We start from the raw sequence: 15,310 nt of genomic DNA on the forward strand, positions 1-15,310 counted from the left end.
ACGTAACAGCGCCCACTGACAACGCCGCCCGGCCCGGCCTGCCCGGACCGACTGTTTCCGGACGTTCGCGTGCGGAACGGGGCATTCAGGGAACGCCGTCGGCCCGCCGGAAGTCTTGCGGGACATAGGGGGAACCACCACGGAACACACGGGGGTGTTCATCTTGACCGACCTCATCGCGGGAACCGTCGAAGCCGCCGGACAGCGTCCGGAACAGGTGCCGGAGGGGGCGGAACAGCCGTCGGTCACGGCCGAACTGACGCCGTACCTCGCGCCGCTGACCGTCCCGCCCGTCCTGCGCCCGGCCGTCGGGGACGTCCGGCACGAGACCGAGATCGCCCAGCGTCCGACCTGGGTGCGGCTGCACCCGCAGCTGCCGCCGACCCTGATGTGGGGGTACGAGGGCCATGTGCCCGGCCCGACCGTCGAGGTGCGGCGCGGCCAGCGCGTCCGGATCGCCTGGACCAACCGCATACCGAAGGAGTCCGAGTACCCGGTCACCGCGGTCCAGGTGCCCGCCCGCGCGCCCGGCACCCCGCCCGCCTCCACCGAGCCCGGCCGCGAGGGCGTCGAGCCGGACAAGGACGTCGCCGCGCTGCCCGCCTGGACGGTGACCCATCTGCACGGCGCCCAGACCGGCGGCGGCAACGACGGCTGGGCGGACAACGCCGTCGGCCACGGCGACGCCCAGCTCTCCGAGTACCCGAACGACCACCAGGCGGTGCAGTGGTGGTACCACGACCACGCCATGAACATCACCCGGTGGAACGTGATGTCCGGCCTGTTCGGCACCTACCTCCTCCGTGACGACGAGGAGGACGCCCTCCACCTGCCCTCGGGCGAGCGGGAGATCCCGCTGATCATCGCCGACCGCAACCTCGACACCGACGAGGACGGCCGCCTCAACGGCCGGCTGCTGCACAAGACGGTCATCGTCCAGCAGAGCAACCCGGAGACCGGCAAGCCGGTCACGCTGCCCTTCACCGGCCCGTACACCACGGTCAACGGCCGCATCTGGCCGTACGCCGACGTGGACGCGGCCTGGTACCGCTTCCGGCTGCTCAACGCCTCCAACGCGCGCATCTACGACCTCGTGCTGATCGACGAGGACGGTGAGCCGGTGCCCGGCCTCGTGCACCAGATCGGCAGCGACGGCGGGCTGCTGCCGCGCCCGGTGCCCGTCGACTTCGACGCGGACCTGCCCACCCTGACCGCGGCCCCGGCCGAGCGGTTCGACCTCCTGGTCGACTTCCGCGCGCTGGCCGGCCGGACGCTCCGGCTGGTGAACAAGGGCCGCAACCAGCCGGCCGGGGTGCCCGACCCGGCCGGGGACGTACGCCACCCCGACGTCCTGGAGTTCCGGGTCCGGGACGCCTGCGAGGAGGACACCTTCGAGCTGCCCGCGGTCCTCTCCGGCTCCTTCCGCCGCCTCACCCACGACCTCCCGCACGGTCACCGCCTGATCCTGCTGACCCCGCCGCCCACCAGGGGCAGCGGCGGCCACCCGGAGATCTGGGAGATGGCCGAGGTCGAGGACGTCGCCGGACTAACCCTCCCGGCCGACGGCATCGTCCAGGTCACCGGACCCGACGGCACCACGAAGACCTACCGGCGCATCGCACGGACGTTCAACGACGGTCTCGGCTTCACCGTCCCCGAGGGCGGCTACGAGCAGTGGAGCTTCCTCAACCTGGCGCCGATCGTGCATCCCATGCACATCCACCTGGCCGACTTCCAGCTGCTCGGCCGGGACGCCTACGACGTGTCCGGCTTCGACCCGGCGGTCGGCGGCACCCGCACCCCGATCCGGTACGACACCGGGCGGGTGATCCCGCTCGCCCCCAACGAGTGGGGCTACAAGGACGTCTTCCGGGTGCCCGGCAGCCAGCTGCTGCGGGTCATGGGCCGCTTCGACGGCGCGTACGGCCGGTTCATGTACCACTGCCATCTGCTGGAGCACGAGGACGAGGGCATGATGCGGCCCTTCGTCGTCATGCCGGCCGAGGCCATGAAGTTCAGCCACGACGCGGCGCACGGCGGTCACGGCGGCCACGGCGAGGGTCACACGGGCTGAGCGCGCCGCGACGCCGCGTGCTCGACGGCGGCCCGCGCCAGCGCCCGGACGATCGGGTGCGGGCGCGAGCCGTCGCCGGCCAGCTCCGGCTGGAACAGCGACGCCAGGAAGAACGGGTGACCGGGCAGTTCGGCGACCCGGACCCGGCCGTCCTCGTCATGCCCGGAGAAGCGCAGACCATGGGCGCGGAGCGGGTCGAGGCGGTGAGAGGGCCCGTACGCGCAGAAGTACCGCTCGACCGTGCGCGCCGAGCCGATCACGGACTCGGCCAGCGAGCCCGGCTCGATGACCACCGCGGCCTCGTGCCCGACCAGCGAGCAGGCCAGCGGCTCGATGAGCGGATCCTCGGCGCCCGGGTCGTTCTCCGCGTGCGCGGCCCCGCTCAGCCCGCACACGTTCCGCGCGTACTCCAGCAGCGCGTGCTGGAAGCCGCCGCACGTGCCGAGGAACGGAATGCCCTCCTCGCGCGCGGTCCGTACGGCCGCGAGGACGCCCGCCTCGCTGCGGTACGGGCTGCCCGGCAGCACCCACACCGCGTCGAAACCGCGCACGGCTCCGTCGGCCTCGGCGTCCTCGGACGGGATCCAGTAGGCGTCCAGGACCAGCCGGTCCCGCGCGGCCAGCGCCTCCAGCAGGAGCGGCACACGCGTGTGCGAGACGACGTTCGGGGAGCGATCGCCGACGAGGGCGACGGTGGCGGTGTTCGTCATGTGCCCCATCCTCGGCTCGGCCTCTCGTTCACGTCCAACGATGATTCATGCACTGTCGATAAGCAGAGCTGATGGTGCAGGCCCCGCACAGTGGGATCCTGAGCCGCATGGACCCCCATCTGCTGCGCACGTACGTCACCGTGGCGCGCCTCGCCTCCTTCTCCGCGGCCGCCCGCGAGCTGGGCTACACCCAGTCGGCGGTCTCCCAGCACATCGCCGCGCTCGAACAGGATCTGGGCGCGGCCCTGCTGACCCGGCGTCCGGTCACGCCCACGGCGGCCGGGGAGCGGCTGCTGGAGCACGCGGGTCCCTTGCTGCTGCGCCTGGACGCGGCCCGCGCCGATGTCTCCCGCATGGCCGCCGCGCCCGCCCATGGCCTCACCCTCGCCACCACGCCCACCGCCCTCGGTGCCGCCCTCCTCGCCGCGCTGCCGCCCTCCGGCGTCACCCTGCGCGTGCTCACCCGCCAGGAGATCCCGGCCGCCGTCGCGACCGGCACCGCCGATCTCGGCCTCGTCGACGGGCTGGCCGCGCCGAGCGATCCGCTGCGGCTGTCCGATGTGGCACCGCTGAGCAGCCACGGCGTCGCCGAGGAGCCCGTGAGCGTCCTGCTGCCCGCCGCCCACCCCCTCGCCGGCCGCCCCGGTCTGCGCCTCGCCGACCTGAGCGACGCCCGCTGGCTCGACGCGCCCGACGCCGCCCTGCCGCTCCCGCAAGCGCGCGCCGCCACCGGCGGCGGCGCCTTCCGCCGCGCCCTGCGCTACGAGGGCACCGACCTGCGCACCCTCACCGCCCTCGCGGCCGCCGGCCACGGTCTGGTCCTGCTGCCCCGCTCGACCGCCGAGGCCGTACCGGGCACGACCGCCGTCCCCCTCACCGACCCCCGCCTCGTCCACCGCACGGAACTCCTCCACGGCGGAACCCCGAGGGGAGCGGCGGCCCAGCTCGTGAGCAGACTGGTGCCGGGCGCATGAGGGGGTGCGGGCAACGGAGGGGGCCACCTGCGGGGCCGACGAGCACCCCCAGGGGATGGATACCCTGCGCCACGCCCCGGCCAGTCTCACTCGTTCGTGTCTTGTCGCGGCCCGGTGCCCCGGGTAGGCACCAGCCGGAGGCGAGCGAACCATGGAACAGACTGCGTTGCGGCCCAAGCCGATGCCCGGACAGGACCCGCGTGACCCCGGCAACCCCGGCCCCGCCCGCCGCCCGCACGCCGCGCGCCGGCGCGGCCGGCGGCTGCGGACCCTGCTGTTCGGCCTGTTCACCGGCGCCGTGCTGGTGCTGTCCGGGGTCGGCATCGGAGCGGTCGGCGCCACTGTGATCGGCATGAGCAGACTCGCCGGGCTGCAACGCCAGGAACCGAGGCCCACCCCCTCGACCGGACCCGGCCCCGCCGCCACCCAGAGCCCCGCCCCGGCAGGGCCCACGGCGACCCTGGGCGTGGAGGCCGTCGACGCCGGGAAGGTCGGGGCGCTGGTGGTGGGCGTCCATGTGCCGGGGCCCGGTTACACCGCCGGTCTGGTCCGCGGGGACGTCCTGCTCCAGTTCGGCGCCGTCCGGGTCGACACCGCGGCCGACCTCGCCCGCGCGGTGGCCCACGCCCGGCCCGGCAGCGGTGTGCTGCTCACCATCCGTCACAGCAGCGGGGGGTACCAGCAGTTGACGGTGGTGCCGGGAGTGGTGGTCTGACCGGGCCGGCCGCGCTGCCCCCCGACGCCGTGCGACCGGCTCGCGGGGCCCTGTCCTTCCGGGCAGGATGCTGCCCGAGAGACATCCCCGCCCGCTTCTCCCGTCTCTCCCGTCCGCCCCCGGAGGCATGTCATGACCGGTAGCGCGCCCGCGCCCTTCACCGCCGCCGACTACCGGGCCCGCATGGAACGCGCCGCACGCTCCGCCGCCGACGCGGGCCTCGCGGGCCTGCTCGTGGCACCCGGCCCGGACATGGTCTGGCTGACCGGCTACACACCGGCCGCGGTCACCGAACGGCTCACCGTGCTCGTCCTCGCCGCCGGCCGTGACCCCGTCCTCGTCGTGCCCACCCTGGAGGCGCCCGACGCCGAGCAGGCGGCCGGCGCCGCCGCGGTGGCGCTGCGCGACTGGACCGACGGCAAGGACCCGTACGCCGTCACCGCCGCGCTCCTCGACGCCCGCGGCCGGTTCGGCATCAGCGACAACACCTGGGCGATGCACCTGCTCGGCCTGCAACGGGCGCTGCCCGACACCTCCTACGCCTCCCTCACCGACGCCCTGCCCATGCTGCGCGCCGTCAAGGACGCCGCCGAGCTGGAACTCCTGGCAGCCGCCGGAGCGGCTGCCGATGCAACGTTCGAGGAGATCCGGAAGGTTCCCTTCGCCGGCCGCCGCGAGTCCGACATCGGCCGCGACCTCGCCGACCTGTTGCGCCGTTTCGGCCACTCCCAGGTCGACTTCACCATCGTCGGCTCGGGCCCCAACGGCGCCAACCCGCACCACGAGGTCGGCGACCGGGTCATCCGGCACGGCGACATGGTCGTCCTCGACTTCGGCGGGCTGAAGGACGGCTACGGCTCCGACACCACCCGCACGGTCCACGTCGGCGAGCCCACCGAGGAGGAACGCCGGGTGCACGACACCGTGCGCGCCGCCCAGGAGGCGGGCTTCCTGGCCGTACGGCCGGGCGTGGCCTGTCAGGAGGTCGACCGTGCCGCCCGCGCGGTGATCGCCGACGCGGGGTACGGCGAGTACTTCATCCACCGCACCGGGCACGGTATCGGCGTCACCACGCACGAGCCGCCGTACATGATCGAGGGCGAGGAGCAGCCCCTTGTGCCCGGCATGTGCTTCTCCGTGGAGCCCGGCATCTATCTGCCCGGCCGTTTCGGCGTGCGCATCGAGGACATCGTCACCGTCACGGAGGACGGCGGCCGCCGTTTCAACACCACGACGCGTGAGATGGTCATAGTGGACTGAGAGGCCCAGGAGACACACCCTCGACGACACCCGGAACGGCGACATCCGACCATGACCGAGGCACCGACACCCACCGCGGAGACCGTCCGCAGACTGGTCCGTTCGCTGATCAAGGACAGCGGCGACAAGGCGGGCGGCACCGCGGGACCCGACGTCCGTCCGGTCCGCGAGGGCCATGACTACACCTGGTACGTCGGCACCCGTCAGGTGCTGCGCCTGGCGCCCGACCGGGAGGCCTCGGCGCTGCGCCGCAGGGAACTGCGGCTGCGCGACCTGGTCCGCCCGCATCTGCCGCTCGCCGTCCCCACCAGCGTCGCGCACGGCGACTGGGCGCCCGGTCTCGCCTACACCCTCGACACCAAGCTGCCCGGCGGCACGGCCGACGAGCACGACGTCTCCGCCCTCGGCGAGGCCGACCTCGCCGGGCTGCTCACCGGGCTGCGCGCGGTGCCCGCACGCCAGGCCGAGGCGCTCGGCGTGCCGCGCACCGCCCCGCGCTCGCTGGAGGCGCTGCGCCGGATGGCCGTGCACGCGGCGGAACGGCTCGCCGCGGCCGACGAGTTCGACGCCGCCCGGCTGCTCCAGCTCACCCCCGCGGGCGCCGCCCAGCTCGCCGCGCAGCCCGGCACCGCCGTGCTCACCCACCACGGGCTGACCGGGGAGCACGTGGTGGTCAGCGCCGATGGCCGGGTGCGCGGCATCCTGGACTGGACCCGGGCGGCCGTGGGCGACCCCGCCGAGGACATCGCCGGACTCGCCCTCGCCGTCGGCTCGCCGGCCGCCGTCCGCGCCGCGACCCTCGCCGGGTACGGCGCCCGCCCCTGCCTGCGCGGCCTGTGGCTCGCCCGCTGCGACACCGTCATCCGGCTCACCGGCCACATCGAGGGCCGCGCGGGAGGCTCCCCGACCCTGCTGCGGACCCAGCTGCGGCGGGCGTGGGAGCCGATCCTTCTGGAACGGGTGACGGACTTCAAGGAAGACACCCCGGACCCGTGACGGCCCCCTGCCCCGACGACCCCGCGCACACCGCCCTTCCCGCGACCCCGTCGCCGTGCAGCACCGTGTCTCAGGGCTGGGTAAGCACCACGGAGGACTCTGCCGGGAGGTGGAGCAGGCCGTCCGGGCCCGGGGTGGACACCGGGGTCCAGGCGGCGAGGACCTCCACCCGGGCGGTGCCCAGCGGGATCGCCGCCGGCTGCTTGCCCAGGTTCACCGCCACCCGTACGTCGCCGCGCCGGAAGGCCAGCCAGCGGGCGTCCTCGTCGTAGGCCACCTTGATGTCGGTGAGGTCGGGATCGGTGAGGTCGGGCTGGTCCCGGCGCAGTGCGATCAGCTCCCGGTACCAGGCCAGCACGCGCGCGTGGGGATCGCGGCCGGGTTCCGACCAGTCCAGGCAGGACCGCTCGCGGGTCGCCGGGTCCTGCGGGTCCGGGACCTCCTCCGCGGCCCAGCCGTGCGCCGCGAACTCCCGCCGCCGGCCCTGCCGTACCGCCTCGGCCAGCTCCGGGTCGGTGTGGTCGGTGAAGAACTGCCAGGGCGTGCCGGCCGCCCACTCCTCGCCCATGAACAGCATCGGCGTGAACGGCGCCGTCAGCGTCAGTGTGGCCGCGCAGGCCAGCAGACCGGGGGAGAGGGACGCCGCGAGCCGGTCGCCCTGGGCGCGGTTGCCGACCTGGTCGTGGGTCTGGCTGTAGCCGAGCAGCCGGTGCCCGGCCACGCGCGCGCGGTCCAGCGGACGCCCGTGGCTCCGGCCCCGGAAACTGGAGTAACCGCCGTCGTGGAAGTACCCGCCGGTGAGCGTCTTGGCGAGCGCGGCGCAGGGGGCCTGGGCGAAGTCGGCGTAATATCCCTGCGACTCACCGGTCAGCGCGGTGTGCAGCGCATGGTGGAAGTCGTCGTTCCACTGGGCGTGCAGCCCCAGGCCCTGCTCCGCGCGCGGGGTGATGAACCGCGGGTTGTTCAGGTCCGACTCGGCGATCAGGAACAGCGGGCGCCCCACCTCCTCGGCGAGCGCGTCCACGGCGGCCGACAGCTCCTCCAGGTAGTGGCACGCGCGCGTGTCGTACAGCGCGTGCACCGCGTCCAGCCGCAGCCCGTCGATCCGGTAGTCCCGCAGCCACGCCAGCGCGCTGCCGACGAGGAAGGCCCGGACCTCGTCCGAACCGGGCGCGTCCAGGTTCACCGCCGCACCCCAGGGGGTGGTGTGCGTATCCGTGAAGTACGGCCCGAAGCGCGGCAGATAGTTACCGGACGGGCCCAGGTGGTTGTGCACCACGTCCAGCACGACGCCCAGCCCCAGTTCGTGCGCCCGGTCCACGAAGCGCTTCAGGGCCTCGGGGCCGCCGTACGGCTCGTGCACCGCCCACAGCGACACCCCCTCGTACCCCCAGCCGTGCCGCCCCGGGAACGGGCACACGGGCATCAACTCCACATGGGTCACGCCCAGTTCCACCAGGTGGCCGAGACGGTCGGCGGCCGCGTCCAAAGTGCCCTCGCGGGTGTACGTGCCCACGTGCAGCTCGTAGAGCACCGCACCCGGCAGCCCGCGCCCCGCCCACGACGCCCGCCACGCGTACCGTCCATGGTCCACGACCGCGCTCAGCCCGTCCGGGCCGTCCGGCTGGCGGCGCGAGCGCGGGTCCGGCAGCACGGGACCGTCGTCCAGCGCGAACCCGTACCGGGTGCCGTCCTCGGCCTCCGCCTCCCCCGTCCACCAGCCCGCCCGCGCAGGATCGCGCGCCAACGCGCGCGTGTCGCCCGCGCACTGGAGCGTCACTCGGTCTGCCTGCGGTGCCCACACCTCGAACTGCACGGACGGTTCCCCTTCGTCTGTGATGGATCGCCTGCTCACCGTGATGTCCCGCGGTCCCATCGTGCCGCCAGGACGATCGATCCGCCTCCGCATTCGATCCCTTTCCCGATCGGTGTCGTGGCAGTACTCGCAGGTGGGCACCGATTCCACGGTTTCTGGACACCAGGGGTTCACTGACCGACAATCACCTCCGTGACGTCGTCCTTCGAGTTCCCCACCTATCCCGCGCGGCTGTCCGACGCGCAGCGCGACAAGGCGTTGCAGGTGCTGCGGGACGGCGTCGCGATGGGCCGCATCTCGCACGACACGTTCGTGCACCGCATGGAGCTGGCGCTCGCCGCCCGCCATGCCGACGAACTCGCCGTCCTCGTGGCCGACCTGCCCCGCGAGAACCGCCTCTCCCGGGCGGTCCTCGGCACCGTGGAGGCCGTCTCCGGCTTCACGGTACGGCTGCGCCGGGCCTGGCAGGCCGAGCGGCTGCCCAAGCTGCTGCTGCCGCATCCCGCGCAGCGCGGACCGCTGCGCATCGGCCGCGACCCCGCCAGTGGGCTGCGCCTGACCCACGAGACGGTCTCCCGTGAGCACGCCGAACTCAGGCGCGAGGGCGAGCTGTGGGTCCTCAGGGACCTCGGCTCCACCAACGGCACCACGGTCAACGGCCGCCGCGTGATCGGCTCGGTCGTCGTCCGCGAGGGCGACCAGGTCGCCTTCGGCAGAATGGCCTTCCGGCTCGCGGTGAGCTGAGCGCCGCCGCCCCGCATGCCCGTGCCTCCGAGGGGCGGGCGTGTGTCCGGGCCCGCCGGTTCGAACTGGCGCTCCGGCACGCGCGCGTGTGGTCTCCCGATCGGGTGAGGCCGGGAGCGGCGCGCTGCGGAATCCGCGCCGCCGCGCCGATGCTTCGGGGATGACACATCTCACCGGTCTCACCAGGCTCGCCGGTCCCACTTCGCTCCCCGGCCGCATCCGTCCTGTCCGAACGGCCGCGGCCGCCGGGGCGCTGCTGGCGGCAGCCGGTCTCCTCGCCGCCGCCCCGGCCCAGGCGGCGGACCGCGCCTCAGGACCCCTGTCCGGCTCCGGCGACCGGCTGTATCTGACGGTCACCCGGGGCGACGCCCACACCCGCGACACGCGCGGCACGCTGCTGCTGTGCGACCCGCCGCAGGGGCACGCGCACGCGGCGGAGGCATGCGCCGAACTCGCGGCCGCCGACGGCGACATCGGCCGCATCCCGCCCCGCAACGTCTTCTGCACCATGCTCTACGCGCCGGTGACCGCCCACGCGCGCGGGTGGTGGCACGGACGGCCCGTCGAGTTCCGGCAGACGTACACCAACACCTGCGTCATGAACGCGCGGACGGGCTCCGTCTTCGCCCTGGACGACTGAACGCGCCGCCGGGGCCGTCCGCCGTGGCTCAGGCGTCCTGCTGCCGGGCCTGCCGGGCCGCCGCGAGCACCGTCCGGGACTGATGCTCCACCTGGTGCTCCAGCGGCACCCAGCGGGCCCGGAAACGCACCGCGAAGGAGTCGCACCAGGAGACGACCAGCCGCTCCAGCCGCGGTGCCGCGTGGTCGTCGGCCTCCCGCAGCACCCGCAGCAGCATCGCCGCCGCCCGCAGCGGCAGCCGCCGGCCGAAGGCGTCCACGCTGCCGATGTACGCCATCGTGCCCGCCGCCGGAGGCGTCTGCACCCAGTCCTCGGCCAGCCCCGGCACCAGCTCCAGCACCCATCGCGCGGCCCGCAGCAGCGGACCGTCCGCGCCGTCCAGGCGGGGCAGCGCGTCGGCGAGTATCCGCTCCACCTCCAGCGCGTCCCGCCGCAGCCGCCCGGCCAGCCGCTGCATCGCCACCGCGGGCGCCGGATGCGGCGCCGGATCGTCCACCAGGTCGCTCGCCCACATCGGCACCTCCACCACGGCCGTCAGACCGCCGTAGCGGTGCGCGTGGTACCAGGTGCTGTGCCGTGCGTCGTCCGGCATGCTCGGGTAGGCGACGCCCGTCTCGGGGCCCGGCATGACATGCACCCCCGGCCCCAGGACCGGCCAGCCCGCGGCGTCCGAGGCGCCCGTCTCCACCGGAATGTGCAGCTCCGCCGCGGACTTGGCGAACGGCTCGGCGAGGCCCGGCACGTCCCGCGTCAACTGCACCCAGCTGCCGCCCAGATCGGTGCCGTGCAGCGTCACCTGGAGGTACGGGCGCAGCTCGTCGATCACCCCGGTCAGCGCCCGTGTCTCGGGCGGCAGCCGGTCCGGAGGCAGCACCGACGGCGACCACTCCGGCTGCTCCGCGCCCGTCGGCCGGTAGAAGCCGAGGTGGTAGTCGAGCAGGCTGCGCGGCGCCGGCGTCACATGCAGGCTCGCCCCGTCCGGGTCCGCGCACAGCAGGAAGTGCCAGGAGACGCCGGCCCGCAACTCCCGCTCGGCCACCACCCGTTCGGCCAGCACGCGCAGGGTGCTGCCGCCGGTCGGCTCGTTGGCGTGGGCGCCCGCGACCACCAGCACCGCCCGGCGCGCGTGCCCCACCGACAGCAGATGGAGCGGCCGTCCCGCGCGCGAGAGCCCCACCTGGCGCAGCGTGCACAGCCCGGGTGCCCGAGTGGTCAATGCCCGGGCAAAGCCGACCAGTTCGGGAACGCTGGGGTAGCGCAGCTCCGGCAGGAGACTCACCCCCGATTAGTCCGCCCGGCTTCGCCCTCCCAGTCCCGCACGGGACGGGTGAACTGTCAAGGAGACGGCGGGGGAGGCGCCCGGGGGCGCCCGGACGCGGGCCCGGGGCGGTGACGCGTCCCCTGCGTTTCCCGGTGCACCTCAGGAGGCGCGGCACGGCCCGCGGGCCTCAGCAGCACCACCCCCGGCGCCTCCGGCGCATCCGACCGCCCCGCTCGCCGCGCCGGGCGGAGCCGCGTCCGCCCTCCGGATCGGCCTCAACGCTGGGTTCAGTCCTCCGGGGCGCGCTCCAGCAGGGCGACCGGCAGCCGTTCGAAAAGCTCCGCCACGCGCGCGTACCCGGAGAACTCCCGCCCCGGAGCGAGCAGACCGGTCCAGCGGCCCGGCGGCAGCGGCAGCCGGGTCTCCCGCCAGCCGCCCGCCTCGGCGAGCCGCAGCGGCAGCCGGGTCACCGCCGTGACCACCTCCCCGGAGCGGGCGAAGGCCACACAGTGCTCCGCCGCCGGGCCCTCGGCGGCCAGCGCCTCGTACGTCGCCGCCGGGCCGAAGGCGTCCGGCCGGCGGGCGCGCAGCCGCAGCGCCGCCGCCGTCAGCGCGTCCTTCTCGCCCGGCAGCCCGGGCGGGAAGGACACCGCCCGCCGGTTGTCCGGGTCCACCAGCGCCCGGTACTCGCCCTCCGTGCCCTGGAACACGTCCGGCACGCCCGGCATCGTCAGATGGACCAGCGCGGTGCCGAGGACGTTGGCCCGCACATACGGCTCCAGCACCTTGCGGAACGCGGCCACCCGCTCGCCCGGCGGACCGCACGGCCCGGCCCCGACGAACGCCGTCACCGCCTCCTCGTACGGCGGCTCCTGCTCCGTCCAGCTGGTGTACAGACCGGCCTCGCGCACATGCTTGAGCAGCGCCCCCCGGACCCGCTCCTCCTCGGCGGGGCCCAGCCCGAACACCGTCTGCCAGGCCGCCCAGGCCAGCTGGCCGTCCGGCACGATCGACTCGCCCCGGCTGACCTCGGCCAGCAGCTGCGCCCACCGTCCGGGGCACTCGGTGAGCACGGCCAGTGCGGCACGCACATCGGCGCTGCGCTTGGTGTCGTGGGTGGAGACCACCGTGCCGGTGGCGGGCCAGTCGCGCTGCACGCGCGCGCAGTACGCGTGGAACTCCGCCGGGGACACCCCGGGGCGGCCCGGATCGCCGCCCACCTCGGTCGCCGACAGCAGCGGCACATAGCGGTAGAACGCGGTGTCCTCCACCGACTTGGCGCGCAACGCCGACGCCGTCTGCGCGAACCGGGTGAAGAACTCCACCCGGCCGGCGTGGTCGGGGGCCGACGGGTCACCGGGCGGCTCCAGGAGCAGCCGGCGTACGACGTCCACCGCGCCGGCCTCCTCGGGCACCACGAAGGCATGCCGGGCCTCCTCGGCCGCCTCGGCGGTGACGACCTCGGCCACCTCGCCGCCGGCGTACGGCCGGTACACCCGCAGCCGTACCAGCAGCTCCTCCAGCGCGGTGCGCAGCGCCCAGGGCGCCCGGTCGCGCAGCGAGAGGTCCGGGGAGGCGGCGCACAGCCGGGCGGCGACCCGGGTGAGCCGGTCGGCCTCGGTGGCCAGCTCGTGCCGGAGCACCTCGTAGGCGGCCCGGCGGGCGGTGGCGTCCCAGTCGCCGCCCCGGTCCGTCTGCGGGGCCGCGAACCGCCGGTACTCGGTGAGGAGTTCCGCCGCCCCGGCCGGGTCCGTGAACAGGCCGTCGACGTGCCGCAGCGCGTCGTAGCCGGTGGTGCCCGCGACCGGCCAGGAGACCGGCAGCCGTTCGCCGTCGGCGAGGATCTTCTCCACCACCGTCCAGCAGCCGCCGGTCGCCTCGTGCAGCCGGGTGAGATAGCCCTCGGGGTCGGCGAGCCCGTCCGGATGGTCGACCCGCAGCCCGTCGATCACGCCCTCCCGCACCAGCTGGAGGATCTTGGCGTGGGTGGCCTCGAACACCTCCGGGTCCTCGACCCGCACCCCGATCAGCTCCGAGATGCTGAAGAACCGGCGGTAGTTCAGCTCGGTGCGGGCCAGCCGCCACCACACCGGCCGGTACCACTGCGCGTCCAGCAGCTCCGGCAGCGGCAGCTCCTCGGTGCCGGGGCGGAGCGGGAAGGCGTGGTCGTGGTAGCGCAGCACGTCCCCGTCGACCACCAGGTGTGCCAGCTGCTCGCCGACCGGCCCGCCGAGCACCGGCAGCAGCACCTGGCCGCCCTGCGCCTCCCAGTCGATGTCGAACCAGCGCGCGTACGGCGATCCGGGCCCCGCGCGCAGCACCTCCCACAGGGCCCGGTTGTGCCGGGGCGCCATCGCCATGTGGTTCGGCACGATGTCCACCACCAGCCCCAGACCGTGCTCCCGCGCGGTCCGGGCCAGCGTGCGCAGGCCCGCCTCGCCGCCCAGTTCCTCGCGCACGCGCGCGGGGTCGACGACGTCGTAGCCGTGCGTGGAGCCCGGTACGGCCTCCAGGACGGGGGACAGATGCAGGTGCGACACGCCGAGCGACGCCAGGTACGGCACGGCGGCCGTGGCGGCGGCGAACGGGAACGCGGGCTGCACTTGCAGCCGGTAGGTGGCCGTGGGCACCTGGGGCCGGGGGCGCGCAGAGGTCATGGAAAGCTACGTACCCCGCCCGCCGTCTTTCGTGTCATCGCCCCCTGCACGGCCCCCCGCACGTGTGCCTAGCGTCGAGCGATGGGAACAACGGGGAAACCGGGCCCGCGCCGCACACGGGACACCTACCGGGACGTGATCGGCCTGACCGGGCCGCTGCTGCCCGGGGTGTCGTTCCTGGGGCGGCTGCCCACGGCCACCGTCCAGTTCGGCAGCGTGCTGCTCGTCGCCCGCACGAGCGGCTCGCTGTCCGCCGCCGGGCTGACCGGCGGGGCCCTCGCGCTCGGCCAGGTGGTCTGCGGGCCGCTGGTGGGACGGCTCGCCGACCGGCACGGGCAGCGTCCGGTCGTGCTCGCGTTCTCGCTCGCCCACGCGCTCGCCACGGCCGCCCTCGTCACCGGTGCGCTCGCCGGGCTGCCCACGGCGCTCCTGGCCCTCCTCGGGGCCGTCACGGGGGCCACCGTGCCGCTCGTCGGGCCGCTCGCCCGCGCCCGGCTGGTCGCCCTCGCCCGCCGCGCGGGCGCCCCCGAGCACACGGTCGGCGCCGCGCTGTCCTTCGAGAGCACCCTGGACGAGTTGTCCTTCGTCCTCGGCCCGGCCCTGGTCGGCCTCGCCGCCGTGCTCGCCCATCCGGCGTACGCGCTGGCCGCCGCCGCGCTCCTCGCCGCCACCTGCGGCACCGCCTTCGCCCTCCACCCGACCGCCCACGCCGTACGACCGACCCCGGCCGGCCCCACCCCCGGGCGCCGCAGCCCCATGCCCCGCAGCCCCATGCCCCGCTCCGTGCACGCCCTGCGGGCCGCACTGGCGCTTCAGGGCGCGATGTTCGGGGCCTGCCAGGCCGGGATCACCGCGCTCACCGCCCGGCTCGGGCAGGAGGACCAGGCGGGGCTCGTGTACGCGGCCATGGGGGTGATGAGCGCGCTCGCGGGGTTCGGCATGGCCGCCGTACCGGCCCGGATCGGGCTGCGCACGCGCTGGCGGCTGGCGACCGGCGCCGCGCTCCTGCTGTCGCTGCCGCTGCCCGTCACCCACGGCCTGCCCGGTCTGTACGCGGTCGTCACGGTCCTCGGCGCCTCCTACGCGCCGCACCTCGTCACGGTGTTCGGGCTCACCGAACGCGCCGTGCCACCGTCCCGGCTGGCCGAGGCGATGGCCTCCGCGACCAGCTCCCTGGTCGCCGGCCAGGCCCTCGCGGTCGCCGCCACCGGCCCCCTGGCCGACTCCCACGGCCCCTCGGCAGCCTTCGCGACGGCAACCGCGTCCGCGGCCCTCACCTTCACCATCGCGCTGACAGCCCGCCCAGCACCCTTCCTGCCCCCGACCGAATCCACCAACCCCGCACGCGCGGACGCGACCTGACCCAGGACACGGCTGACGACTTAAGGGCGCCCGCCTGCCCACGCGCGCGTGGGCGCGAGCCGAGCCAGGTCGGGGGCCGGCCTCAGTGGACGGGGCCGGCC

General features: G+C 74.9%; 12 protein-coding genes. 8 read left to right on the forward strand and 4 right to left on the reverse strand.

Annotated elements, in window-relative coordinates; all coding sequences use genetic code 11:
• Positions 1 to 217 precede the first annotated feature (217 nt).
• Positions 218 to 2,074, forward strand: coding sequence for an O-aminophenol oxidase PhsA (phsA, locus tag ACZ5CZ_RS31365; protein WP_468947744.1), 1,857 nt, complete (start codon positions 218 to 220; stop codon positions 2,072 to 2,074).
• On the opposite strand, the gene ACZ5CZ_RS31370 is transcribed toward phsA, so the two are convergent.
• Positions 2,062 to 2,784: a CTP synthase C-terminal region-related (seleno)protein gene (locus ACZ5CZ_RS31370; RefSeq protein ID WP_385840648.1), complete on the reverse strand. Its 723-nt coding sequence runs from the start codon at positions 2,782 to 2,784 to the stop codon at positions 2,062 to 2,064. The genes phsA and ACZ5CZ_RS31370 overlap by 13 nt on opposite strands.
• Before the next feature lie 107 nt (positions 2,785 to 2,891).
• On the opposite strand from ACZ5CZ_RS31370, the gene ACZ5CZ_RS31375 reads away from it, so the two are divergent.
• The 4 genes from ACZ5CZ_RS31375 (at position 2,892) to ACZ5CZ_RS31390 (ending at position 6,729) form a co-directional block, all read left to right on the forward strand.
• A complete protein-coding gene (locus ACZ5CZ_RS31375; protein ID WP_468947698.1) occupies positions 2,892 to 3,758 on the forward strand; it encodes a LysR family transcriptional regulator in 867 nt (288 codons plus the stop codon).
• A gap of 151 nt (positions 3,759 to 3,909) precedes the next feature.
• Positions 3,910 to 4,473: a PDZ domain-containing protein gene (locus ACZ5CZ_RS31380; RefSeq protein WP_385840651.1), complete on the forward strand. Its 564-nt coding sequence runs from the start codon at positions 3,910 to 3,912 to the stop codon at positions 4,471 to 4,473.
• A gap of 132 nt (positions 4,474 to 4,605) precedes the next feature.
• On the forward strand, positions 4,606 to 5,733 hold the full coding sequence (locus tag ACZ5CZ_RS31385; protein WP_468947701.1) for an aminopeptidase P family protein: 1,128 nt from the start codon (positions 4,606 to 4,608) through the stop codon (positions 5,731 to 5,733).
• A 51-nt stretch (positions 5,734 to 5,784) separates the two neighbouring features.
• Positions 5,785 to 6,729 (forward strand): aminoglycoside phosphotransferase family protein, encoded by a 945-nt coding sequence (locus tag ACZ5CZ_RS31390; RefSeq protein WP_385840654.1) that lies wholly within the window; start codon positions 5,785 to 5,787, stop codon positions 6,727 to 6,729.
• Between the two features lie 70 nt (positions 6,730 to 6,799).
• Here ACZ5CZ_RS31390 and treZ read toward each other — a convergent pair whose 3' ends face one another.
• The gene (gene treZ, locus ACZ5CZ_RS31395) at positions 6,800 to 8,545 is read right to left on the reverse strand and encodes a malto-oligosyltrehalose trehalohydrolase (protein WP_385840663.1); all 1,746 of its coding nucleotides are present in this window, start codon (positions 8,543 to 8,545) and stop codon (positions 6,800 to 6,802) included.
• Between the two features lie 192 nt (positions 8,546 to 8,737).
• On the opposite strand from treZ, the gene ACZ5CZ_RS31400 reads away from it, so the two are divergent.
• Positions 8,738 to 9,289, forward strand: coding sequence for an FHA domain-containing protein (locus ACZ5CZ_RS31400; protein ID WP_450787507.1), 552 nt, complete (start codon positions 8,738 to 8,740; stop codon positions 9,287 to 9,289).
• A 160-nt stretch (positions 9,290 to 9,449) separates the two neighbouring features.
• Positions 9,450 to 9,929 (forward strand): SSI family serine proteinase inhibitor, encoded by a 480-nt coding sequence (locus ACZ5CZ_RS31405; RefSeq protein ID WP_468947704.1) that lies wholly within the window; start codon positions 9,450 to 9,452, stop codon positions 9,927 to 9,929.
• 28 nt (positions 9,930 to 9,957) lie between these two features.
• On the opposite strand, the gene ACZ5CZ_RS31410 is transcribed toward ACZ5CZ_RS31405, so the two are convergent.
• Together ACZ5CZ_RS31410 and treY are read right to left on the reverse strand one after the other, a co-directional pair.
• Positions 9,958 to 11,208: a M14 family zinc carboxypeptidase gene (locus ACZ5CZ_RS31410; RefSeq protein WP_468947706.1), complete on the reverse strand. Its 1,251-nt coding sequence runs from the start codon at positions 11,206 to 11,208 to the stop codon at positions 9,958 to 9,960.
• 269 nt (positions 11,209 to 11,477) lie between these two features.
• Positions 11,478 to 13,847, reverse strand: a complete 2,370-nt coding sequence (gene treY / locus ACZ5CZ_RS31415; RefSeq protein ID WP_468947708.1) for a malto-oligosyltrehalose synthase — start codon at positions 13,845 to 13,847, stop codon at positions 11,478 to 11,480.
• 81 nt (positions 13,848 to 13,928) lie between these two features.
• Between treY and ACZ5CZ_RS31420 the strand changes: the two genes are divergently transcribed.
• Positions 13,929 to 15,209, forward strand: coding sequence for an MFS transporter (locus ACZ5CZ_RS31420; protein ID WP_468947710.1), 1,281 nt, complete (start codon positions 13,929 to 13,931; stop codon positions 15,207 to 15,209).
• Positions 15,210 to 15,310 lie beyond the last annotated feature (101 nt).

The sequence above is a fragment of the Streptomyces sp. NPDC031418 genome, from assembly GCF_055581605.1.

Bases quoted from the DNA above. Each gene is read 5' to 3' on its own strand.
- ACZ5CZ_RS31370 (WP_385840648.1), bottom strand. From the start codon at position 2,784: ATGACGAACACCGCCACCGTCGCCCTCGTCGGCGATCGCTCCCCGAAC.
- ACZ5CZ_RS31375 (WP_468947698.1), top strand. From the start codon at position 2,892: ATGGACCCCCATCTGCTGCGCACGTACGTCACCGTGGCGCGCCTCGCC.
- ACZ5CZ_RS31380 (WP_385840651.1), top strand. From the start codon at position 3,910: ATGGAACAGACTGCGTTGCGGCCCAAGCCGATGCCCGGACAGGACCCG.
- ACZ5CZ_RS31385 (WP_468947701.1), top strand. From the start codon at position 4,606: ATGACCGGTAGCGCGCCCGCGCCCTTCACCGCCGCCGACTACCGGGCC.
- ACZ5CZ_RS31390 (WP_385840654.1), top strand. From the start codon at position 5,785: ATGACCGAGGCACCGACACCCACCGCGGAGACCGTCCGCAGACTGGTC.
- ACZ5CZ_RS31405 (WP_468947704.1), top strand. From the start codon at position 9,450: ATGACACATCTCACCGGTCTCACCAGGCTCGCCGGTCCCACTTCGCTC.
- treY (WP_468947708.1), bottom strand. From the start codon at position 13,847: ATGACCTCTGCGCGCCCCCGGCCCCAGGTGCCCACGGCCACCTACCGG.
- ACZ5CZ_RS31420 (WP_468947710.1), top strand. From the start codon at position 13,929: ATGGGAACAACGGGGAAACCGGGCCCGCGCCGCACACGGGACACCTAC.